Origin of the sequence: Micromonospora sp. NPDC000663, assembly GCF_042898105.1 — a bacterium.
Classification (GTDB): Bacteria; Actinomycetota; Actinomycetes; order Mycobacteriales; family Micromonosporaceae; genus Micromonospora.
This window is the reverse complement of the sequence record NZ_JBIAYR010000016.1, coordinates 26,725-47,919: the sequence shown is the minus strand read 5'-3', so window position 1 is coordinate 47,919 and position 21,195 is coordinate 26,725. Positions and strand designations below refer to the sequence as shown.

Sequence of the window (21,195 nt, the reverse complement as noted above, 5' to 3'; positions counted from 1 at the left end):
GGCGTGACGAACAGAGTTGTTTCGATGCGGTCGGGGTGCGTAACCCCGGCCGCATCGGCTCAACGCAACACCCTTCGGAGCATCGGTGGACTTTGCAGAACTCGTCCGGGGCTTCCCGGAACTGACCACAACCGGGTTGGTGCAGGGTGCGATCTACGCGCTCATCGCCCTCGGCTACACCCTCGTTTACGGCGTGCTGCGCCTCATCAACTTCGCGCACTCCGAGGTCTTCATGATCGGCACGTTCGGTGCCATCTGGACCTGGGCAGCCTTCGGGCTCGATAGCAACAGCGGGGCACCCTCGGTGGGTCGCGCCCTGCTGCTGATCGCACTGGCGATCGTGGCGGCGGCGCTGCTGTCCGGCAGTGTCGCGCTTCTGATCGAGGTTACCGCCTACCGTCCGCTACGGCGGCGCAACGCGCCGCCGCTGGCCTTCCTGATCACGGCCATCGGCGCGTCGTACGCCCTGATGGAGCTGATGGGGACGCTGACCCAGCGTCGCCAGGTCGGCGCGCCGGCGCTGCTGCCCGCTGACACGTTGTTCAGCATCGGCGGCTGGAGCGTCACGCCCGTGCAGATGCTGACGCTGAGCGTGGCCATCGTCATGATGGTCGGGCTCGACTGGTTCGTTAACCGCACCCGCTTCGGCAAGGGCATCCGCGCGGTCGCGCAGGACTCCAACACCGCCGCGCTGATGGGTGTCAACAAGAGCCGCGTGATCGCGCTGGTCTTCGTCCTGGGTGGTCTGATGGCCGGTGTGGCCGCTGTCTTCAGTGACATGAAGAGCGGCAACACCCGGTACAACATCGGCTTCCTGCTCGGGCTCAAGGCGTTCTCCGCGGCGGTGCTGGGCGGTATCGGCAACCTGCGGGGCGCGGCGATCGGCGGCGTTCTGCTGGGTCTGGTCGAGAACTACGGGTCGGCGCTGTTCGGCTCGCAGTGGCGGGACCTCATCGCGTTCGTCGTGCTGATCGTCCTGCTGATGTTCCGGCCGACCGGTCTGCTGGGCGAGTCGTTGGGGAGGGCGCGGGCATGACCGCTCTGCGAGAGCGCTGGCACTCCGCTTCGAGTGCCATCGGTCGGCGGGTCGACGGGCTGCCGAAGTCCGCCCGGATCACCGGGTTGCTGGCCTTCATCGCCTTCATGTACGTCCTGCCGAACAAGTGGTTCTACGAGTACCTGAACATTCCGGGTCTGTGGATCCCGCTGTACACCACCCGCAACGACATGGCGGCCGTGCTGTTCTACTGCGCGTGGATCGTGCTGCTGTCGCTCGGCCTCAACGTGGTGGTGGGGTACGCCGGTCTGCTGGACCTGGGGTTCTTCGGCTTCTTCGCGGTCGGGGCGTACACGGTGGCGTTGCTGACGTCGCCGGAGAGCAAGCTCATCACCGAGTACAACTGGCTGGAGAGCCCGTGGCCGTGGTTGGTCACGGTGCCCATCGCGATCGCCCTGGCGTTGTTGTCAGGTGTGCTGCTGGGCGCTCCGACCCTGCGGCTGCGCGGTGACTACCTGGCGATCGTGACGCTCGGCTTCGCCGAGATGATCCGGATCATCGCGAAGAACCAGGACTGGATCCTCAACGGTGACCGCGGTATCCCGCAGGTGGCCCACCCGCCGGGCAAGTACCCGGACGGGACGGCCATCTTCCAGTTCGAGTTCAAGCCGTACTACTGGCTGCTGCTCACCGTGATCATCGGCGCGGTCTTCCTGATCCGTAACCTGGCCAACAGCCGGGTGGGTCGGGCGTGGGTCGCGATCCGGGAGGACGAGGACGCGGCGGAGCTGATGGGCGTTCCGACGTTCCGGTTCAAGCTGTGGGCGTTCGCGATCGGCGCGGCGGTCGGTGGTTTGTCCGGCACGCTGTGGGCCGGTCAGGCCAACTTCGTCAACTCCTCGACGTTCTCGTTGGAGAATTCGATTCTGGTGTTGGCGGCGGTGCTGCTCGGCGGTGCCGGCAGCATCGGCGGCGCAATCCTCGGCGGCTTCCTGGTCATCTACATTCCGGAGTGGCTGCGGTCGGTGGGTGACGTGTTCGGTCTGCCGGAGACGGCCACCGTCTTCGGCAACGACTTCGACGTGAGCCCGACGTCGTTGCGCTACTTCATCTTCGGGATTCTGCTGATCGTCGTGATGATCTTCCGGCCGCAGGGTCTCTGGCCGAACCGGCGGCGGGCCGCCGAGCTCAAGGACCGGCAGAAGGAGGTGGCTGTCGTTGAGTGAGCCACGGATGGGTAGCGAGCGCGACGTCACCAGCGAGCGCGACATGGCGATCGACGCGCGGACGACGGCGGGTAGCCCGCCGGAGACCTCGTCGACGCCGGACGAGGCGGTCAGTGAGCCGACCCCGTCGGCCGACGGTCGCAAGCCGCTGCTGGAGGTCGACCACGTCACGCTGCGGTTCGGCGGCGTGGTGGCCCTCAACGACGTCAACTTCACCCTCTACGAGGGGGAGATCCTCGGGCTGATCGGCCCGAACGGCGCGGGCAAGACCACCTGCTTCAACGCCATGACCGGCGTCTACACCCCGACGACCGGGCAGATCCGGTTCCGGGGCGAGAAGGTCAGCGGCCGCAAGCGGTTCCAGATCACCAAGCTGGGCATCGCGCGTACCTTCCAGAACATCCGTCTCTTCCCGGAGATGACGGCCCTGGAGAACGTGCAGGTCGGCGCGGACGCCAACCACAAGACCAGCGTCCCGAGCGCCCTGCTGCGGTTGCCGCGGCACTGGCGCGAGGAGCGGCAGGGCAAGGAGAAGGCCCGCGCGCTGCTGGACTTCGTGGGTATCCAGGGCCGCGCCGGTGACCTGGCCCGCAACCTGTCGTACGGTGACCAGCGCCGACTGGAGATCGCTCGGGCGCTGGCCACCGACCCGCAGCTGCTCTGCCTCGACGAGCCGGCGGCCGGCTTCAACCCGGCCGAGAAGGTGGCGCTGCTCCAGCTGATCCGCAAGATCCGCGACTCGGGCGTCACCGTCCTGCTGATCGAGCACGACATGCGACTGGTCATGGGCGTGGTGGACCGGCTCGTGGTGCTGGAGTTCGGGCAGAAGATTGCCGAGGGGTCGCCGGCCGAGGTGCGCGACGACCCGAAGGTGATCGCGGCGTACCTGGGAGGTGTCGAGGATGCTGCTTGAGATCGACAACCTGAAACTGCTCTACGGCCGCATCGAGGCGCTGCACGGCATCAGCCTGCACGTGGAGCAGGGCGAGATCGTGGCGCTGATCGGCGCGAACGGCGCGGGCAAGACCACGACCATGAAGGCGATCTCGGGGCTGCACGCCATCTCCGGGGGCAGCATCAAGTTCGAGGGCGTCGACGTCAGTCGGCTCCGCGCCGACCTGCGGGTGATCCGGGGCATCGGGCAGTCGCCCGAGGGTCGTGGTGTCTTCCCCGGCATGACCGTGCTGGAGAACCTGGAGATGGGGGCCTACACCCGCAAGGACAAGGCCGGCATCACCAAGGACCTGGCGATGGTGTTCGACCTGTTCCCGCGGTTGCAGGAGCGCCGCAAGCAGGCCGGTGGCACGCTCTCCGGCGGTGAGCAGCAGATGCTGGCGGTGGGTCGGGCGCTGATGACCCGTCCGAAGCTGCTGCTGCTCGACGAGCCGTCGATGGGGCTGGCGCCGAAGCTGATCCAGCAGATCTTCGAGATCATCACGCGGATCAACGAGCAGGGCACCACGATCCTGCTGGTGGAGCAGAACGCCCAGCAGGCGCTGTCCCGGGCCCACCGGGGGTACGTGCTGGAGACCGGCCGGATCGTCAAGGAGGGCACCGGCCAGGAGCTCCTGCACGACCCGGCGGTCAAGGAGGCGTACCTCGGCGTCGCCTGAGCTGTACGTGCGGTGGCCGGTCATCCCCTCGGGGGTGGCCGGCCGCCGCCGTTTCGACCGGGCTGTCCGTTCCGGCCCCGGCGCGCGCGGTGCCGCCGCCGGGAGATGTCGGTGCGACGGACTAGAGTCGCTGCCGTGACAGCTACGACGCCGCGCCTGCTCCTCGTCGACGGACATTCCATGGCATACCGGGCCTTCTTCGCCCTACCCGTGGAAAACTTCTCCACCACGACGGGTCAGCCGACAAACGCGGTGTACGGCTTCACCTCGATGCTGATCAACGTGCTGCGCGACGAGCAGCCCACCCACATCGTCGTCGCGTTCGACGTCTCCCGCCGCTCCTTCCGCACCGAGAAGTACGCGGAGTACAAGGCCGGCCGCAGCGAGACCCCCAACGACTTCAAGGGCCAGGTCAGCCTCGTCAAGGAGGTCCTGGCCGCGCTGCAGATCCCGGTGGTCGAGAAGGAGGGCTTCGAGGCCGACGACGTGATCGCCACGCTCGCCTGCCAGGCCCGCGACCAGGGCATGACGGTGCTGATCAGCAGCGGTGACCGGGACGCGTTCCAGCTGGTCGACGACCAGGTGACCGTGCTGTACCCGCGCAAGGGCGTCTCCGACCTGGCCCGGATGGACCCGGCGGCGATCGAGGCCAAGTACGGCGTTCCGCCGCAGCAGTACCGCGACCTGGCCGCGCTCGTCGGCGAGACAAGTGACAACCTGCCAGGCATCCCGGGCGTGGGCCCGAAGACCGCCGCCAAGTGGATCACCACGTACGGCGGGGTGGAGGGCGTGATCGCCCGCGCCGACGAGATCAAGGGCAAGGCCGGCGACAGTCTGCGGGAGCGTCTCGCGGACGTGATCCGCAATTACGAGATCAACTGCCTGGTGTCCGACCTGGAGCTGCCGTTGCGCCCGGAGGACACCAGGTGGACCGGTTGGGACCGTGAGGCGGTGCACCAGGTCTTCGACACCCTGGAGTTCCGCATCCTGCGCGACCGCCTCTACCAGTATCTGGAGTCCGTCGAGCCGGAGGCCGAGTCCGGGTTCGACCTCACCGGCGCCGTGCTCACCGAGCCGGGCGCGCTCGCCGCCTGGCTGGCGGACCACGCTCCGGCGGGTACGCCCGTCGGGTTGGCGGTCAAGCTCGACACCGGCCCCAACCGCCGGCACACCGCCTCGATCACCGGCCTGGCGCTGGCCACCGCCGGGGGCGCGGCGGCCTGGGTCGACCCGGTGGGGCTCGACCCGACGGACGAGAGCGCCCTGGCCGCCTGGCTGGCCGACGCGCAACGACCCAAGGTGCTGCACGACAGCAAACCCGCCGTGCTGGCGTGCGCCGCGCACGGCTGGGAGCTGGCCGGGATCCAGCGCGACACCCAGATCGCCGCGTACCTGGCCCGACCGGACCAGCGGTCCTACGACCTGACCGACCTGGCGCTGCGCTACCTGCACCGGGAGCTGCGCGTCGACGTTCCGGAGTCCGGCCAGCTGACCCTCGACGGGCTGGGTGACGAGGGTGTCGTCGAGCAGAACCTGATGCTCCAGGCCCGCGCGACACTGGATCTGGCCGACGCGATCGACGCCGAGCTGTCCCGCGACGGCGAGCAGTCCGCCCGGCTGATGGCGGGTGTGGAGCTGCCCCTGATGCGGGTGCTGGCCGGGATGGAGCGCACCGGCATCGCCGCCGACACGGACTACCTCTCCGAGCTGGAGGCGCACTTCGCGGCCGAGGTGAAGGCCGCCGCGCAGGGCGCGTACGAGGCGGTGGGCCGGGAGTTCAACCTGGGTTCGCCCAAGCAGTTGCAGGAGATCCTCTTCACCGAGCTGGGCTTGCCGAAGACCAAGAAGATCAAGACCGGTTACACGACCGACGCGGACGCGTTGCAGTGGCTCTACGCGCAGCAGCCGCACCCGGTGCTGGCCCATCTGCTGCGTCACCGCGACGTCGCCAAGCTCAAGTCGACAGTGGACGGCCTGCTCAAGTCGGTGTCCGACGACGGCCGCATCCACACCACGTTCAACCAGACGGTGGCGGCCACCGGGCGGCTCTCCTCAACCGAACCCAACCTGCAGAACATCCCGATCCGCACCGAGGAGGGCCGGCGGATCCGCCGCGCGTTCGTGGTCGGCGAGGGCTACGAGTGCCTGCTCACCGCCGACTACAGCCAGATCGAGATGCGCATCATGGCGCACCTCTCCTCGGACGACGCCCTGATCGACGCGTTCAACTCCGGAGCCGACTTCCACGCCGCCACCGCGTCGTCGGTGTTCGGGGTGCCCGTCGACGAGGTCACCCCCGACCAGCGTCGCAAGATCAAGGCGATGAACTACGGCCTGGCGTACGGGCTGAGCGCGTTCGGCCTGTCCCAGCAACTCGGCATCAGCACCGAAGAGGCACGCGGGCTGATGGAAAACTACTTCGCCGGCTTCGGCGGAGTGCGCGACTACCTGCACCAGGTGGTCGCCCGAGCCCGCCAGGACGGCTACACGTCGACCATCCTGGGTCGCCGCCGCTACCTGCCCGACCTGGTCAGCGACAACCGGCAGCGTCGCGACATCGCCGAACGGATGGCGCTCAACGCCCCCATCCAGGGCTCGGCGGCAGACATCATCAAGGTGGCGATGCTGCACGTCGACACCGCGCTGGGCGAAGCCGGGCTGCGCTCGCGGATGCTGCTGCAGGTGCACGACGAGTTGGTCTTCGAGGTCGCCCCCGGTGAGCGGGAGGCGCTGGAGGCGTTGGTCCGGCGAGAGATGGGTGGGGCGTACCCGCTGTCGGTGCCGTTGTCGGTGTCGGTCGGCGAGGGCCGGGACTGGAACAGCGCCGATCACTGATTCTGTGGTTGTGGTGGGGGTTCCCGGGGCAGCCCGACCGCTCCGGGCGGTCAGGCTTGATCCCTGCGCGGGTCGGGCTGCCCCGGAAACCCTGACCAGGTCATGCTGGTCGCGTCCACCGCCGTGAGCGCTTGATCTGGAGGCGCTCGGTGGTGGGTTACTTCAGGGGGTCGTGGCCCCAGTTCATGAGGGACCAGCGCCACTTGGTGTCGCGGACGTCGCCGGAGGGGCGCTGGGCCATGTGCCGGCGGACGTAGCCGACCACCTTGCGCATGTGCTTGTAGTCGCCCTCGGACAGTTCGGCGCGCTTGCGACGCAACAGGTCGATGATCTTCCGACCGGACTCGTGCCCGACGGACTCGCCGCCGCCGGAGCGGCCGCCCTTGTGCCAGCCGACCTGCTTCGACTCGTCGGTCTCCAGCCAGGTGGACAACTCGCGGGGCTTCATGTTCACCGCCTCGGTGAACTCCCGGTAGGTGTCCCGGCCGTCGTCACCTCTGCTCATGGCGCAGCGCCTCGGGTCGGTGGGCCACGTCGCGGCCCGTTCCGTCGCTGCGAACCCGGTACTGCGGGTTGTCGGGAGCCGCGTTCACGGCCCGCCCCCGAATCCGGGTCCGCTCGGTGATCGTCCCCTGAACCACGCCGTACGCGCGGCTTCCGTGGGCCGACCAGGAGACATGGTCGCCCTTGCGGAAACTCTGTTCGGCCATGCGCCTCGGCTACCCGACCCCGTCGGGGCGAAACGGCTACGGCCTGATCTCGGCGATCGGCAGCTTCATGGCGAACGGCTCGGTCAGCTCGATCACGTCGGCGCCGTCGGTGACCAGCTCGTACTGTCGCTCACCGCCCGGCCCCACCCCGTCGCCGATCCGGTACGCGCACACGTGCACCGGATCCTGCTCGATCCGCCAGTAGTAGGGGATGCCGGCGGCGGCGTACTCACCGGGCTTCGCGAACCGGTCGATCCGTCGCGTCCCGGGCGAGACGATCTCCACGGCGAGCACGACGTCGGCCGGCCGCAGTGTGGACCGGTGGGACGGGATCTCGGCGTGGCGAGCAGCACGTCCGGCTGGCGGCTCGTGTTTCGGCTGAGCGCGACGCCGACGGCCTGCGCGGCACGGAGGTCCGCCGGGGCGTGCGAGCGCAGCCACAGCCACAGCAGGCTGCAGATGTCTTGATGGCCCAGGGTGGGGGAGGGCGTCACCTGGATAACTCCGTCGACGAGTTCGACGCGGGGGGCGTCGTCCGGCAGGGCGAGCAGGTCCTCCAGCGTGTAGTCGGCACGCTGCTGCCGCATCGGATCCGGACACCAGGGGCCAGGTGATGTCGGGATGGGCTCGGCGCTCATGGGAACGAGCCTACCGGCGATCGATGGAACGCAGGCCGGACAACGCGTGCGACGCGCTCACTCGAGCGGCTTCTCGGTGACGAAGATGGCGGTACCGGGGAAGAGTCGCCCCCGCAGCGGGCTCCACTGCCCCCAGATCCCCTCGTGGCCCACCGGCCACTCCGGCTCCACCAGGTCCACCAGCCGGAAACCGGCGCCCACCAGCTCGCGGACCCGGTCGCCCAGGGTGCGGTGCTGCTCGACGTAGGTGGCGACGCCCGCCTCGTCCTGCTCGACGTAGGGCGAGCGGTCGAAGTACGAGTGCACGGCCGTCAGGCCGCCCTCACCGGGGTCGTCGAGGAAGATCCAGCGCATCGGGTGGGTCACCGAGAACACCCACCTGCCGCCCGGTCGCAGCACCCGGTGCACCTCGGCGTGCAGCGCCGCCGAGTCGTCCACGAACGGGATCGCGCCGAACGCGGTGCAGGCCACGTCGAACGCCCGGTCCGCGAACGGCAGGGCGAGCGCGTCGGCCTGCACCAGCGGTACGCGTACCCCGGTGCGGTCGGCGGCCTCGGCGGCGTGCCGCAACATGCCGGCGGACAGGTCGAAGGCGACCGGCCGGGCGCCCTGGGTGGCGAGCCAGCGGGCGGCGGCCGCGGCTCCGCAGCCCACCTCCAGCACCCGTCGCCCCGACACGTCGCCGAGCAGCCGGGCGTCGGCCTCCCGCAGGCCCTCCGGGCACCAGACGAAGTCCACCTCGCCGAGGAACGCGCCGTGCTCGGCCTGGTAGTCGTCGGCGTCGGCGTCCCACCAGCCGCGGTTGGCGCGCCGGGCCTCGGCGTCACCCACCTGGCGCCGGGTCACCCGGCTGTCGTCATCCACCCGCCCACGCTAGGCCCACTCGGGGCTGAGCGGCCCGCTGGGCCGACCCGACCCGCCGACCCGCTCCGGCGGTGGCTGTCGGGGCGGGTGTGACGCACGAGACAGCAGGGGCGGTTTCCGGGCGATTGTTCGGCTTTCGCAGGTCATCGCATCCAGAGAAGCCGGGAGGGCTTGCACGCTGTGGTAATGCGCACGGTAGGCTAGACGATGCGCTCGCGGATCGTGTGTCTCGGCAGGGAGCAGGTGCGCGGTCGACGGAGCCACATCATGATCTCACTAGGCGATCGTTCGGTGTGCCCGGCGACGGATCCGCTGGCGCGAACAGGTCACTGCGACACCAGCCTGCTGTGACAACCCACCGACCGGAGCAACCGCCCACATGACGAGCAGCATCGAGGCCCCCTCGAGCGCCACCCGGGTCACCCACGACGATCTCGGTTCCGAGGAGGCTTTCCTCGCCGCGATCGACGAGACCATCAAGTACTTCAACGACGGCGACATTGTCGAAGGCACCGTCGTCAAGGTCGATCGGGACGAGGTCCTGCTCGACATCGGCTACAAGACCGAGGGTGTCATCCCCTCTCGGGAGTTGTCGATCAAGCACGACGTGGACCCCGCCGAGGTTGTGACTGTTGGCGACCACATCGAGGCCCTGGTCCTCCAGAAGGAGGACAAGGAGGGTCGTCTGATCCTCTCCAAGAAGCGGGCGCAGTACGAGCGGGCCTGGGGCACGATCGAGAAGATCAAGGACGAGGACGGCGTCGTCCGCGGTTCGGTCATCGAGGTGGTCAAGGGTGGCCTCATCCTCGACATCGGGCTGCGCGGCTTCCTGCCCGCGTCCCTGGTCGAGATGCGGCGCGTGCGCGACCTGCAGCCGTACGTCGGGCGGGAGCTCGAGGCCAAGATCATCGAGCTGGACAAGAACCGCAACAACGTGGTCCTGTCCCGCCGGGCCTGGCTGGAGCAGACGCAGTCCGAGGTGCGCACCGAGTTCCTCAACAAGCTGCAGAAGGGCCAGGTCCGCAAGGGCGTCGTGTCCTCGATCGTCAACTTCGGCGCCTTCGTGGACCTCGGCGGCGTCGACGGTCTGGTGCACGTCTCCGAGCTGTCCTGGAAGCACATCGACCACCCGTCCGAGGTCGTCGAGGTGGGCCAGGAGGTCGAGGTCGAGGTCCTGGACGTCGACCTGGACCGCGAGCGCGTCTCCCTGTCGCTGAAGGCGACGCAGGAGGACCCGTGGCGTCAGTTCGCCCGCACCCACGCGATCCAGCAGATCGTGCCCGGTAAGGTCACCAAGCTGGTTCCGTTCGGCGCGTTCGTCCGGGTGGACGACGGCATCGAGGGCCTGGTCCACATCTCCGAGCTGGCCGAGCGCCACGTGGAGATCCCGGAGCAGGTCGTCCAGGTCGGCTCCGAGGTCATGGTCAAGGTCATCGACATCGACCTGGAGCGTCGCCGGATCTCGCTGTCGCTCAAGCAGGCCAACGAGGGCTTCGTCGAGGGCGAGGAGCACTTCGACCCGACCCTCTACGGCATGGCCGCGACGTACGACGCCGAGGGCAACTACATCTACCCGGAGGGCTTCGACCCGGAGACGGGCGAGTGGCTCGAGGGGTACGACAAGCAGCGCGAGACCTGGGAGAACCAGTACGCCGAGGCCCGTCAGCGTTGGGAGGCCCACACCAAGCAGGTGCAGACCTCTCGGGCCGCCGACGCCGAGGCCGCTGCCAACCCGACTCCGGCCGTCCCGGCCGCCACTGGGGGCACCACCTCCTCGTCCAGCCCGGCCCCGAGCCGGCAGGCCGAGGAGCCGGCCGGCACGCTGGCCACCGACGAGGCGCTCGCCGCACTGCGGGAGAAGCTCGCCGGCGGTAAGTGACCCGCTGAACGACGACAGGCCCCGTCCCCGCGATCTTCGGATCGCCGGGGGCGGGGCCTTCGCCGTTCGTGGGCCCGGCCTTCGCCGTTCGTCGGTCCGGCCGTGCTGCGCACTCCGGACCGGGCGCGACGCGCGGCCGGCGCGGTGCGGGTTTGGCGGCGGGCACGGTGATCCGGTTGACTGGTCGGGTGCTGAGGGTGGGGTTGACCGGTGGAATCGGATCGGGCAAGAGCGCGGTGGCCGCGCGGCTCGTCGAGCGGGGCGCGGTGCTCATCGACGCCGACCAGATCGCCCGCGAGGTCGTCGCACCGGGCAGCCCGGGCCTGGCCGAGATCGTCGCCGCCTTCTCCGACCGGGTGCTGGACGCCGACGGCGCGTTGGACCGGGCCGCGCTGGGCGCCGTGGTGTTCGCCGACGAGGCGGCCCGCCGTCGGCTGGAGGCCATCACCCATCCTCGGGTGCGGGCCCGTACCGCGGAGCTGACGGCGGCGGCACCACCCGACGCGGTAGTCGTCAACGACGTGCCGCTGCTCGTGGAGGTCGGGCTCGCGCCCACGTACAACCTGGTGGTCGTGGTGCAGGCGGCCGTGTCGACGCGACTGGACCGGCTGGTGCGCACCCGGGGGATGGACCGGGCGGACGCCGAGCGGCGGATCGCCGCGCAGGCCGACGACGACCGCCGCCGCGCGGCGGCGGACGTGGTGCTGACGAACGACGCGTCCCTGACGGCGCTGCACACCGCCGTCGACGAGCTGTGGGAGCGGCGTCTGCTGCCCTACGAGCGCAACCTGCGGTCGCGCCGGGTGGTGCCGCCGGACCGGGTCGACGGGGCGGTGGCCGACCCGACGTGGCCCGAGCAGTACGCCCGGCTGGCCGCGCGGATCCGGCACGCGCTCGCGCCGGCCGAACTCCGGATCGACCACGTCGGTCCGACGGCGGTGCCCGGCGTCGCCGCGGAGGACGTCATCGACGTGCAGGTGGCGCTGCCCGACCTCGCCGACGCCGACGGCGTGTTCACCGACCGGTTGGCGAACGCCGGGTTTCCCCGGGTGCCGGGCCAGTGGTGGGACGACCCGCGGCCGGCCGACGGCCGTTGGGAGAAGCGGCTGCACGGCAGCGCCGACCCGGGCCGCCCGGTGCGCCTGCACGTGCGCCAGGTCGACTCGCCGGGCTGGCGGCATGCGTTGCTGATGCGCGACCACCTGCGGGCCGACCCTGACCGGCGGTCCGCGTACCTGCTGCTCAAGCGGGAGCTGGTCGACGCCGCGCCGGACGCCGTCGGGTCCGGTACGGTGCGTGACCCGTGGTTCGACGAGGAGTACCTGCGCGCCGAGCAGTGGGCCGCGCAGACCGGTTGGCGGCCCTGAGGGTCACGACGGGGCGGCGCGGGTCAGCGCGGCCGGGCGGCCGGGCGGGTCGTGGCCGGTGGCCGGGGCGCCGGGCTCAGCCGGGGCATGACGCCGGGGCTGAGATCCAGTTGTGCCCACATGCCGGCGCTGGTGTGCAGTTCCAGCCGGCGCAGTGAGCCGTCGCGGTCGATCCAGTAGCGCAACCGGCCGGGGCCGGTGTCCAGCTCGATGACGTCCACGGTCCGCCCGTCGGCGACGTCTTCGCGTACCCGCTGGGCCGGACCGCGCCGCACGTCAGTGCCGGCGGCGAGCGCGGCCCCGGCCAGGACGCCCAGGTCGTCCGTGCCGGTGCGGTCGAAGCGCCAGGCGCCGGCGGGCGGTGGCATGGGTGGTCGGCCGGGCGTCTCGGCGGTGCCGCCGCCACCGGCCGTGGCGGGCACGTCCGCGCGGGCCTGCGTCGCGGCGTCCCGCCAGAGCAGGGTCCGCCGGTCGGGTACGCCGAGGTCGGCGACCGCCAGGTAGGCGGTCCGCGTGGTCCAGCTCAACCAGCCGGCGCCCCGCAGGTTGGTGTCGGTGCCCACCGGCGCGGTGAGGGTCGCCGTGGCACCACCGCCCTGGGCCCGCAGCCGGGCGGGTAGCCGGTCCAGCCGGCGCCGCTCGGCGTCGGTGAGCGCGCGGGGCAGCCCGGGCCGGCCGCCGAGCGCGTCCACCGGGCGCAGCGTCGGGCGGTCCGCGCGGTTGAGGGTCACCGTGACGGGGCCGACCCCGGGCAGCCGGGTCACCAGCTTGTGCAGCCGGGCGTCCCCGTCGAGCCAGTAGCGGGGCTGCCCGTCGTCGGGCGCGGCCGGGCTGGCCGGTGTCGCGGCGGGCAGTGTCGCGGCGGGCAGTGGGGCGGCGAGGACGTCCACCGCACCGCCGGCGACGGTGTCCCGGGCAACCCAGCGGCCCACCGTCGGCGGCGGGTCGGGCCGGTCGGCGCAGAGGCCGAGGAGCAGGTCGAGCACCGGCGCCAGGCCCGTGCCGGGCGTCAGGCGGTGCTGCCGCCAGCGGTCGGCGGGAGGCACCAGGGGAGGCGCGGCGGGGGTGGGCACCGCCGCCGGGTCCGGCCGGATCACCAGTGCCGGACCGACGCGCTGCAACAGGCCCCGCTCCGTGCCCGCGCCCGGCCCGCCCACGTCCAGGTAGAGCAGGGACCGCGACCAGTCCACCCAGCCGACCAGTTCGGTGCGCGCGGCGCCGGTGCCGGCCGTGACACGGACCCCGGCGCGCAGGTCCCGCAGGTTGGTGACCCGCATCGCGGCCAGTCGCTCGCCCTCGGCCAGGGTGAGCGGCCGGGCCGGCTCGGGTGGGTCGGGCGCCCAGCTCAGCAGACCGATCACCAGCGCCGTCGCGGACATCGCCGCGGTCAGGCCGAGCAGCAGCAGCACCGTGCGCCGCCGGCGGGCGGGTGGCGTCGGGCCGTCGGACCGGGGCACGTCCCCGGAGTCGGTGTCGGTTGCCGGGTGCGCAGAGGTGTCCACGGATGTGAAACGGGTGGAGCGCGACGGGGTGACGAGCAGGGGCGCTCGCGGCGGCCGGTCTGCGCCTCGAGCGCGACCACACAGGTGCGCACGCCGGACACGCCGGGTGCTGCGACCCGCAGTGCCGGGGGCGACCGGCCGAGATGACGGCCCGGCCACCGGCCCGGTCGGCCGCCGCGAGCGGCCTACGTCGAAAGCCTAGCGCCGGTGACATGTGCCACACAATGGGAATATTGAAGCTGATCACGGACCCGGCGTGACGGCCGTTCCTGTCGGACCTCCGGCGTACCGTTGAGGTCATGGCGCTCGACATTCCCCGGCTGGACAGCCGCTTCCAGGTCGTCAGTGAGTTCCAGCCGGCCGGTGACCAACCGGCCGCCATCGACGATCTTGAGCGACGTGTGCGGCGTGGCGACCGTAACACGGTGCTGCTCGGCGCGACAGGCACCGGCAAGAGCGCCACGACGGCGTGGCTGATCGAGCGGTTGCAGCGCCCGACCCTCGTGCTCGCCCCCAACAAGACGCTCTGCGCGCAGCTGGCCAAGGAGTTCAGCGAGCTGCTGCCGCACAACGCTGTCGAATACTTCGTCTCGTACTACGACTACTACCAGCCCGAGGCGTACATTCCGCAGACCGACACCTACATCGAGAAGGACTCCTCGATCAACGAGGAGGTCGAGCGGCTGCGGCACTCGGCGACGATGTCGCTGCTCACCCGCCGCGACGTGATCGTGGTGGCGACCGTCTCGGCGATCTACGGTCTGGGCACCCCGGAGGAATACCTGGACCGAGCGGTCCGGGTCGGGGTCGGCCAGGAGCTCGACCGCGACCAGTTGCTGCGCCGGTTGGTCGACATCCAGTACACCCGCAACGACATGGCCTTCCAGCGGGGCACGTTCCGGGTCCGGGGCGACACCCTGGAGATCATTCCGGCGTACGAGGAGCTGGCGGTCCGCATCGAGCTGTTCGGCGACGAGGTGGAGAAGCTCTACTACCTCAACCCGCTGACAGGTGACGTGGTCCGCGAGGTCGACAAGCTGGTGATCTTCCCGGCGACGCACTACGCGGCAGGCCCGGAGCGGATGGAGCGGGCGATCCGCGACATCGAGGCGGAGCTGGCCGAGCGGCTGGCCGAGCTGGAACGGCAGGGCAAGCTGCTGGAGGCGCAGCGACTGCGGATGCGCACCACCTACGACATCGAGATGATGCGGCAGGTCGGCTTCTGCTCCGGCATCGAGAACTACTCGATGCACATGGACGGGCGGCTGCCCGGCAGCCCGCCGCACTGCCTGCTCGACTACTTCCCCGACGACTTCCTCACCGTGGTCGACGAGTCGCACGTGACGATCCCGCAGATCGGCAGCATGTACGAGGGTGACGCCTCCCGGAAGCGGATGCTCATCGACCACGGCTTCCGGCTGCCCAGCGCCGCCGACAACCGGCCGCTGCGCTTCGACGAGTTCCTGGAGCGGGTCGGCCAGATGGTCTACCTCTCCGCGACCCCCGGCCCGTGGGAGCTGGAGCAGTCCCAGGGTGAGTTCGTCGAGCAGGTGATCCGCCCCACCGGCCTGATCGACCCGGAGGTCGTCATCAAGCCGACCAAGGGCCAGATCGACGACCTCATGCACGAGATCAAGCTGCGCACCGAGAAGGACGAGCGGGTCCTGGTCACCACGCTGACCAAGAAGATGGCCGAGGACCTGTCGGACTACCTGCTCGAGAACGGCATCCGGGTGCGCTACCTGCACTCGGAGGTGGACACGCTGCGCCGGGTGGAGCTGCTGCGCGAGCTGCGCAAGGGCGAGTACGACGTGCTGGTCGGCATCAACCTGCTCCGCGAGGGTCTGGACCTGCCCGAGGTGTCGCTTGTGGCGATCCTCGACGCCGACAAGGAGGGCTTCCTGCGCAGCGGCCGTTCGCTGATCCAGACCATCGGACGGGCCGCCCGTAACGTGTCCGGGCAGGTGCACATGTACGCCGACAAGATCACCCCGTCGATGGCGGCGGCGATCGACGAGACCGACAGGCGTCGGGCCAAGCAGATCGCGCACAACGAGGCAAACGGCATCAGCCCGGAGCCGCTCCGCAAGAAGATCCACGACATCCTGGACGACATCTACCGCGAGGCGGAGGACACCGAGAACTCCCGGGTCGGCGGCGCGGTGCGCCAGCTCTCCCGGGGCAAGGCGCCCGTCAAGGAGACGCGCAGCCGGAGTCGGGCCGGCGCCACCACTCCCTCGCGGGAGGGGATGGCCCGTGCCGACCTCGCCCAGCTCATCCAGGAGCTCAACGACCAGATGCTGGCCGCCGCCCGCGAGTTGCAGTTCGAGCTGGCGGCGCGGATCCGCGACGAGGTGGCCGACCTGAAGAAGGAGCTGCGCGGGATGGACGCCGCAGGCGTGAAGTGACGACGGTCCCGGCGACACGCGGGTGGGCGCGGCCGGTCGGGGCGGGGGAGGGCGGTCGGGTTGACAGCGGTGACGCCTGCCGACGAGATGGTCGTCGGTCTGCCCGAGGTCCGGTTGCGGCCGTTCGTCGACAGGTACATCGGCTACCGGGAACGCGCGGATGTGCCGCTGGTCCGCCGCGAGACCGCGGGCGTGTTCGTGGTGCTGATCCTGGGTTGGGGCGCCCCGTTGGACGTGACCGACCCGCGCAGTGCGGAGCGCGGCGTCCGGCGGGTGGACTCGTTCGTTGCCGGCACGTTCGACGGCTGGTGCACGACCCGCACGGTGGGGGTGGGGGAGGGCGTCGAGCTGCTGTTGTCGCCGCTGACCGCCCGCCGCCTTCTCGGCCTGCCGCTGGGTGAGCTGACCAACCGGGCGGTGGGTGTCGGGCAACTCCCGGGCGGTTGGCTCGATCGGCTGCGGTGCCGGCTGGCCGACGCGCCGGACTGGCCGCGCCGTTTCGCGCTCCTCGACGCGGCACTCGCCGCCCGGCTGGCGGCGTCCCCACCTGTCGACGCCCGGCTCGACTGGGCCTGGCGATGGCTCCTGGCCCGGGGTGGGCAGGGCGGCGTGGGCGCGCTCGCCACCGAGCTGGGATGGAGCCGGCGGCACCTGGCGGCCCGGTTCCGGCAGGAGGTCGGCCTGCCGCCCAAGACGGCGGCCCGGCTGCTGCGCTTCCAGCAGGCCCGCGCGGCACTGGGCAGCGCGGACGCGGCGACCGGTGCGGCGTCGGCCGGGCGGGCCGTCGACTGGGCCGAGGTGGCGGCCCGTTGCGGGTACTACGACCAGTCCCACCTCATCCGGGACTTCCACCAGTTCGCCGGAACCACCCCGGCGGCACTTCTCGCCGCCCGCCCGGGGGGCTGACCGCCGGCCTGCCGCAGGTCACATTCGTCCAATCGGGAGCGGGCCGTGGGCGGGAGACTCGTCGTATGCGAACCGTCTATCCGATCCTTCGGTATCCCGATCCCCGCGCCGCGATCGACTGGCTCTGCTCCGCCTTCGGTTTCCAGGTGCACGCCGTGTACGACGCGCCGGACGGCACTGTCGCGCACGCCGAACTCGTCCTGGACACCGGCATGATCCTGCTGGGTCCGCGTGTCGACGGGGCGCCCCGGCCGGCCGACGACGACTGGTCCCTCTACGTGGCTGTGCCGGATGTCGACGTGCACTGCGCCCGGGCCCGAGCCGCCGGCGCGGACGTCACCCGGGAGCCGTACAACACCGACTACGGGTCCCGTGACTACGCCGCCCGTGACCTCGCCGGTATCCCGTGGGCGTTTGGCACGTACCGGCCCTGAGCCGCCGGTGGACGCCGGCCGGGCGACGCGGGGGCGCCCGGCCGGTGCCGGTCATCGGGTGCGGAAACCGCACGTGCCTGCCGGTCCGGCCCGGTGGGGAGGACCTCCCCGGTTGCGGTCTGCAAGCAAGGTATTGCACTGGGTGATCGTCCTGCGTACTCTCCCTCGGTGGGGAGGCCGGGATGCCGCTGCCAACAAGTCCTGTCATTCGACGAGTACGTCTGGGCGCAGAACTGCGCCAGTTGCGCCGACGTGAGGCGCTGACCCTGGAACAGGTCTGTGACCGGCTGGGGTGGGCCTCGACGTCGAAGCTGTCCCGCATCGAGCTGGGGCAGAGCCGACCGGACCTCGCCGACGTGCTGGACCTGCTGGACGTCTACCAGGTGCCGTCGCCGGCCCGCGAGGCGCTGATCGTGATCGCCCGGGACGCGGCCACCAGCCGGGGCTGGTGGAGGACGTTCGGTGAGATGAGCGAGCGGCAACGCACGTACGCCGAACTGGAGGCCGGTGCGGCGCACATCGTCGAGTACCAGCCGGCGATCGTGCCGGGGCTGCTCCAGACACCGGCGTACGCCCGGTTGCGGGTCGCCGCCGGCGCCCTGCTCGCGCCCGACGTGAACGTCGAGGTGGAGGTGCGCGCCCGAGCGCTGCGCCAGGAGGTGCTGCGTCGGGCCGACCCGCCGCGCTACACGGCGGTGCTCGCCGAGGCGGCCTGCGACCCGGGCGACCTGCCCGTCGAGGTGTGGCGCGAACAGTTGCGGCACCTGGTCGCCGTGACCGGGCTGGCGCACGTGACGGTGCGGCTGCTGCCGCGCGGGGCGGCCGGTGGCGGCCTGCACCCGCTCACGCCGTACTCCTGCTATGCCTTTCCCGACCCGGCGGACCCGCGGACGGTGATGTTGGAGGCGTTGACCACCGACGTGCGGCTGGCCACGGTGCTGGACGTCGACCGCTACGAGCGGATGACCGAGGCCCTGCTGGCGGCCGCGCTGTCACCGGAGGAGTCGGTCACGGCGCTGGCCCGGCGCGTCGGCGGGTGAGGCGGGCACGGTGGTGCCCGCGCGGCCACCGGGCCCGGCGCCCCCGAGCCCGTCGGGACCGGCGACCGGCGCGTGCGCGGGCACGCTATCCGGGGGGTACGACAGCTTGCTCAGGCCGGTACGTCGAGGAAGTGCTCGACCACTGGCGGCCCGGCGAAGTGCGGGCCGATCAGGGCGCGCCACTGCTCGAACCGCTCGGTGGCTCGGAAGTTCTCCTCGTGCGCCTCGACCGAGTCCCATTCGACGAGCAGCACGAACCGGGTCGGGGACTCGATGCCCCGGGTCATCCGCACCGACCGGCAGCCGGTGGCCCCGGCCAGGATCGGGTGACCCTCGGCGTACGCGGCGGCGAACGCGTCCTCGTGTCCGGGCAGTACGTCGATCAACGCGACCTCAAGCACCATGTCGCACAGCCTCCCACGGCCCGGAGGAGCGGCGGCCTCGTGGGGTCGGCGTCCACGTCGGACCTGCACTAGCCTCCTAGGACACGTGTGCGGGTGTGACGCGCGCGATACGGATGGGCGCAGCCACCGGCTGCCCGGGGTGTGATCACGGCGCGTGGTGGGCAACAATGGTCATCGAGGAGGGGAGTATTCCCCCGCGTCGGAGTCGTCAGCACGGTCGATCGCCGCAAGCCCTGGGCGTCCCGACCCGGCTCCGTCGGTCGTCGCCCGGTGGGGCGGCGGCGGAAGAGACCTCCGACAGTCACCAGAGTGAGCGTCACCGGTACACCGGCCTCCCCACGGGCGTACGGTGTGCCCGACGTCGCGTGTCTGCCGGAGGATGGAACGTTGGACGTGTCCGGATTGGTGTGGGCGGGGACCCTCGTCGTACTGACTGCGGTTCTGCTCGTCGACCTGTTGATCATCGGTCGGCGTCCGCACGAGCCGAGCGTGCGGGAGTCGAGCCTCTGGGTCGCGTTCTACGTCGGCCTGGCCCTGCTCTTCGGCGCCGGCCTCTGGTTGACCTCCGGGGCCAGCGCGGCGGGGCAGTTCTACACGGGTTGGCTCACCGAGTACAGCCTCTCGGTGGACAACCTCTTCGTCTTCGTGATCATCATGGCCCGCTTCGGGGTGCCCCGGCAGTACCAGCAGAAGGTGCTGCTCATCGGTATCGTGCTGGCACTGGTGATGCGCGGCGGGTTCATCGCGGCGGGCGCCGCGCTGATCTCGCAGTTCTCCTGGGTCTTCTACATCTTCGGCGCGTTCCTGATCTACACGGCGGTCAACCTCGCCCGCCAGGGTGAGCCGGACGAGGACGAGTTCTCCGAGAACCTGCTGATCCGCTGGAGCCGCCGGGCGCTGCCGATCTCCAAGGGCTACGACGACGCGAAGCTGATGACCCACGAGAACGGCAAGCGGCTGTTCACCCCGATGCTCATCGTGATGATCGCGATCGGCACCACCGACCTGATCTTCGCCCTGGACTCGATCCCGGCGATCTTCGGCATCACACAGGAGCCGTACCTGGTCTTCACCGCCAACGTGTTCGCGCTGATGGGCCTGCGGCAGCTCTACTTCCTGCTCGGCGGCCTGCTGGACCGGCTGATCTACCTGAGCTACGGCCTGGCCGTGGTGCTCGGTTTCATCGGGGTCAAGCTCGTGCTGGAGGCGCTTGCCGACAACAACCTGCCGTTCATCAACGGCGGGGAGCACGTGGGCTGGGCGCCGCACATCCCGATCTGGCTCTCGCTGCTGGTCATCATCGGCACGCTGGGCGTCGCCACCGCCGCCAGCCTGATCAAGTCCTCCCGGGACCGGCGCCGCGAGCTGACCGACGCCCGACGCTGACGTCGCGCCGGCCGGGCGTCCGGACGCCCGGCCGGTGTCAGACCCGGTGCGCGCCGACCAGGGTGGCGGTGCGCTCGGCCGGCAGGGCCTCCTCGACGACCCGCCGCCGCCGGTAGCAGGCGTGCAACATCCGTCGCTGCTCCCCACCGGGCGGCGCGGTGACGATCCCGATGTGGTGGATGCCGCGGCCGGGCCGCGCGAAGAAGTAGAGGTCGCCGGGGCGTTCCGCGCCCAGCGGCAGGGGAGTGGTGGCCCCCGCCTGGTCGTCGGCGTCGCGGGGCAGCAGGACCCCGAAGCGCCGCCACGCCAGGTGCACCAGCCCGGAACAGTCGATGCCGTACGACGACAGCCCACCCCACACGTACGCCACGTCCAGCAGGCGCTGCGCCACGGCGAGCACCTGCTCCGCGTTCGGCGGCTCGGTGGACGGCGGGGCGAGGTCGCCCTCGGACAGCCAGAGCGGCGTGGGCTGGCCGGGGACGTGCACCGGCTGCCAGCCGGCGCGGGCCGGGCCGGCCGGCACGAGGCGGGTCCCGACGACCACGCCTGGCACCACGACAGGCCCGTTCGGCGTGGAGCGCAGCCCGGTGACCGTCGCGTCCACCACAAGCGCGTCCCCGGCGACGGCCGGGTCGACGGGGGTGAGCTGGTCGGCGGGGAGCCAGCCCGGGTAGCCGCGGGGGTCCAGTTTGGCGGCCGGCTGCTCGACGGCGACCACCCGCGCCCAACCGTCCGGGCGCAGCTCGCTGACCAGGACCCGCTCGCCGAGCAGGAGTTGGCTCAGCACGCAGTCGCCTACCTGCTGGTCGGTGTCCAGACCGGAGATCCAGGCCGAGATGTCCGCGCCGGCGCTCAGCGCCGGGCCGTCGACCGGGCGGACCGCCTCGGGGGAGGTCCACAGGGTGGCCACCGCGACCCGGACGAGGGCCTCGCGGCCCGTTTGCAGCTCCACGTCAACCCCCAGCTCGAATCGGCTGTCCCGGGGA

At 71.1% G+C, this 21,195-nt stretch carries 18 protein-coding genes and 2 pseudogenes; 12 read left to right on the top strand and 8 right to left on the bottom strand.

Features of this window, described 5'->3' with window-relative positions:
* Positions 1–85 precede the first annotated feature (85 nt).
* The 5 genes from ACFY1S_RS28910 to polA all read left to right on the top strand — a co-directional run bounded on the left by ACFY1S_RS28910 (position 86) and on the right by polA (position 6,671).
* Complete coding sequence (locus ACFY1S_RS28910) at positions 86–1,036, top strand: branched-chain amino acid ABC transporter permease (RefSeq protein WP_364362684.1); 951 nt, start codon at positions 86–88, stop codon at positions 1,034–1,036.
* A complete protein-coding gene (locus ACFY1S_RS28905) occupies positions 1,033–2,223 on the top strand; it encodes a branched-chain amino acid ABC transporter permease (protein ID WP_387124023.1) in 1,191 nt (396 codons plus the stop codon). Before ACFY1S_RS28910 ends, ACFY1S_RS28905 begins: the two co-directional genes overlap by 4 nt.
* A 7-nt stretch (positions 2,224–2,230) precedes the next feature.
* Positions 2,231–3,136, top strand: a complete 906-nt coding sequence (locus tag ACFY1S_RS28900; protein WP_387124021.1) for an ABC transporter ATP-binding protein — start codon at positions 2,231–2,233, stop codon at positions 3,134–3,136.
* On the top strand, positions 3,126–3,836 hold the full coding sequence (locus ACFY1S_RS28895; RefSeq protein WP_357993725.1) for an ABC transporter ATP-binding protein: 711 nt from the start codon (positions 3,126–3,128) through the stop codon (positions 3,834–3,836). Before ACFY1S_RS28900 ends, ACFY1S_RS28895 begins: the two co-directional genes overlap by 11 nt.
* A gap of 135 nt (positions 3,837–3,971) precedes the next feature.
* Positions 3,972–6,671 (top strand): DNA polymerase I, encoded by a 2,700-nt coding sequence (gene polA, locus ACFY1S_RS28890; RefSeq protein ID WP_387124019.1) that lies wholly within the window; start codon positions 3,972–3,974, stop codon positions 6,669–6,671.
* Between the two features lie 160 nt (positions 6,672–6,831).
* On the opposite strand, the pseudogene ACFY1S_RS28885 reads toward polA, so the two are convergent.
* The 5 genes and pseudogenes from ACFY1S_RS28885 to ACFY1S_RS28865 all read right to left on the bottom strand — a co-directional run.
* A pseudogene (locus ACFY1S_RS28885) lies at positions 6,832–7,176 on the bottom strand (DUF3140 domain-containing protein); the annotation flags it as partial.
* On the bottom strand, positions 7,163–7,381 hold the full coding sequence (locus ACFY1S_RS28880; RefSeq protein ID WP_387124017.1) for a DUF2945 domain-containing protein: 219 nt from the start codon (positions 7,379–7,381) through the stop codon (positions 7,163–7,165). The gene ACFY1S_RS28880 and the pseudogene ACFY1S_RS28885, both read right to left, overlap by 14 nt.
* Before the next feature lie 36 nt (positions 7,382–7,417).
* A complete protein-coding gene (locus tag ACFY1S_RS28875; protein WP_387124015.1) occupies positions 7,418–7,666 on the bottom strand; it encodes a Uma2 family endonuclease in 249 nt (82 codons plus the stop codon).
* Between the two features lie 98 nt (positions 7,667–7,764).
* Positions 7,765–7,968, bottom strand: a pseudogene (locus ACFY1S_RS28870) (Uma2 family endonuclease); the annotation flags it as partial.
* A gap of 108 nt (positions 7,969–8,076) precedes the next feature.
* On the bottom strand, positions 8,077–8,883 hold the full coding sequence (locus ACFY1S_RS28865) for a class I SAM-dependent methyltransferase (protein WP_387124013.1): 807 nt from the start codon (positions 8,881–8,883) through the stop codon (positions 8,077–8,079).
* Positions 8,884–9,262: 379 nt separating this feature from the next.
* Between ACFY1S_RS28865 and rpsA the strand changes: the two genes are divergently transcribed.
* Both rpsA and coaE read left to right on the top strand, forming a co-directional pair.
* A complete protein-coding gene (rpsA, locus tag ACFY1S_RS28860; protein ID WP_387124011.1) occupies positions 9,263–10,762 on the top strand; it encodes a 30S ribosomal protein S1 in 1,500 nt (499 codons plus the stop codon).
* A gap of 188 nt (positions 10,763–10,950) precedes the next feature.
* Positions 10,951–12,129 (top strand): dephospho-CoA kinase, encoded by a 1,179-nt coding sequence (coaE, locus tag ACFY1S_RS28855; protein ID WP_387124091.1) that lies wholly within the window; start codon positions 10,951–10,953, stop codon positions 12,127–12,129.
* 23 nt (positions 12,130–12,152) lie between these two features.
* Here coaE and ACFY1S_RS28850 read toward each other — a convergent pair whose 3' ends face one another.
* Positions 12,153–13,631 carry a hypothetical protein gene (locus ACFY1S_RS28850; RefSeq protein ID WP_387124009.1) on the bottom strand — a complete coding sequence of 493 codons (1,479 nt, stop codon included), beginning with the start codon at positions 13,629–13,631 and terminating at the stop codon, positions 12,153–12,155.
* Positions 13,632–13,930: 299 nt separating this feature from the next.
* On the opposite strand from ACFY1S_RS28850, the gene uvrB reads away from it, so the two are divergent.
* The 4 genes from uvrB (at position 13,931) to ACFY1S_RS28830 (ending at position 18,419) form a co-directional block, all read left to right on the top strand.
* Complete coding sequence (gene uvrB, locus ACFY1S_RS28845; RefSeq protein WP_387124007.1) at positions 13,931–16,039, top strand: excinuclease ABC subunit UvrB; 2,109 nt, start codon at positions 13,931–13,933, stop codon at positions 16,037–16,039.
* A gap of 69 nt (positions 16,040–16,108) precedes the next feature.
* Entirely contained in the window at positions 16,109–16,945 is an 837-nt protein-coding gene (locus ACFY1S_RS28840) for a helix-turn-helix domain-containing protein (protein ID WP_387124005.1), read from the top strand.
* 65 nt (positions 16,946–17,010) lie between these two features.
* A complete protein-coding gene (locus ACFY1S_RS28835; RefSeq protein WP_387124003.1) occupies positions 17,011–17,379 on the top strand; it encodes a VOC family protein in 369 nt (122 codons plus the stop codon).
* Positions 17,380–17,561: 182 nt separating this feature from the next.
* Positions 17,562–18,419, top strand: coding sequence for a helix-turn-helix domain-containing protein (locus tag ACFY1S_RS28830; protein ID WP_387124001.1), 858 nt, complete (start codon positions 17,562–17,564; stop codon positions 18,417–18,419).
* 110 nt (positions 18,420–18,529) lie between these two features.
* On the opposite strand, the gene ACFY1S_RS28825 is transcribed toward ACFY1S_RS28830, so the two are convergent.
* Positions 18,530–18,823 (bottom strand): antibiotic biosynthesis monooxygenase family protein, encoded by a 294-nt coding sequence (locus ACFY1S_RS28825; protein ID WP_364362697.1) that lies wholly within the window; start codon positions 18,821–18,823, stop codon positions 18,530–18,532.
* A 387-nt stretch (positions 18,824–19,210) separates the two neighbouring features.
* On the opposite strand from ACFY1S_RS28825, the gene ACFY1S_RS28820 reads away from it, so the two are divergent.
* Positions 19,211–20,209: a TerC family protein gene (locus tag ACFY1S_RS28820; RefSeq protein WP_387123999.1), complete on the top strand. Its 999-nt coding sequence runs from the start codon at positions 19,211–19,213 to the stop codon at positions 20,207–20,209.
* 37 nt (positions 20,210–20,246) lie between these two features.
* Here the strand turns inward: ACFY1S_RS28820 and ACFY1S_RS28815 are convergent, their stop codons facing one another.
* A complete protein-coding gene (locus ACFY1S_RS28815) occupies positions 20,247–21,161 on the bottom strand; it encodes an NlpC/P60 family protein (protein WP_387123997.1) in 915 nt (304 codons plus the stop codon).
* Positions 21,162–21,195 lie beyond the last annotated feature (34 nt).

What these genes read in the sequence shown, in the direction of transcription:
- ACFY1S_RS28905 (WP_387124023.1), top strand. Translation starts at nt 1,033, where the DNA reads ATGACCGCTCTGCGAGAGCGCTGGCACTCCGCTTCGAGTGCCATCGGT.
- ACFY1S_RS28900 (WP_387124021.1), top strand. Translation starts at nt 2,231, where the DNA reads ATGGGTAGCGAGCGCGACGTCACCAGCGAGCGCGACATGGCGATCGAC.
- ACFY1S_RS28895 (WP_357993725.1), top strand. Translation starts at nt 3,126, where the DNA reads ATGCTGCTTGAGATCGACAACCTGAAACTGCTCTACGGCCGCATCGAG.
- ACFY1S_RS28880 (WP_387124017.1), bottom strand. Translation starts at nt 7,381, where the DNA reads ATGGCCGAACAGAGTTTCCGCAAGGGCGACCATGTCTCCTGGTCGGCC.
- rpsA (WP_387124011.1), top strand. Translation starts at nt 9,263, where the DNA reads ATGACGAGCAGCATCGAGGCCCCCTCGAGCGCCACCCGGGTCACCCAC.
- uvrB (WP_387124007.1), top strand. Translation starts at nt 13,931, where the DNA reads ATGGCGCTCGACATTCCCCGGCTGGACAGCCGCTTCCAGGTCGTCAGT.
- ACFY1S_RS28835 (WP_387124003.1), top strand. Translation starts at nt 17,011, where the DNA reads ATGCGAACCGTCTATCCGATCCTTCGGTATCCCGATCCCCGCGCCGCG.
- ACFY1S_RS28830 (WP_387124001.1), top strand. Translation starts at nt 17,562, where the DNA reads ATGCCGCTGCCAACAAGTCCTGTCATTCGACGAGTACGTCTGGGCGCA.
- ACFY1S_RS28825 (WP_364362697.1), bottom strand. Translation starts at nt 18,823, where the DNA reads ATGGTGCTTGAGGTCGCGTTGATCGACGTACTGCCCGGACACGAGGAC.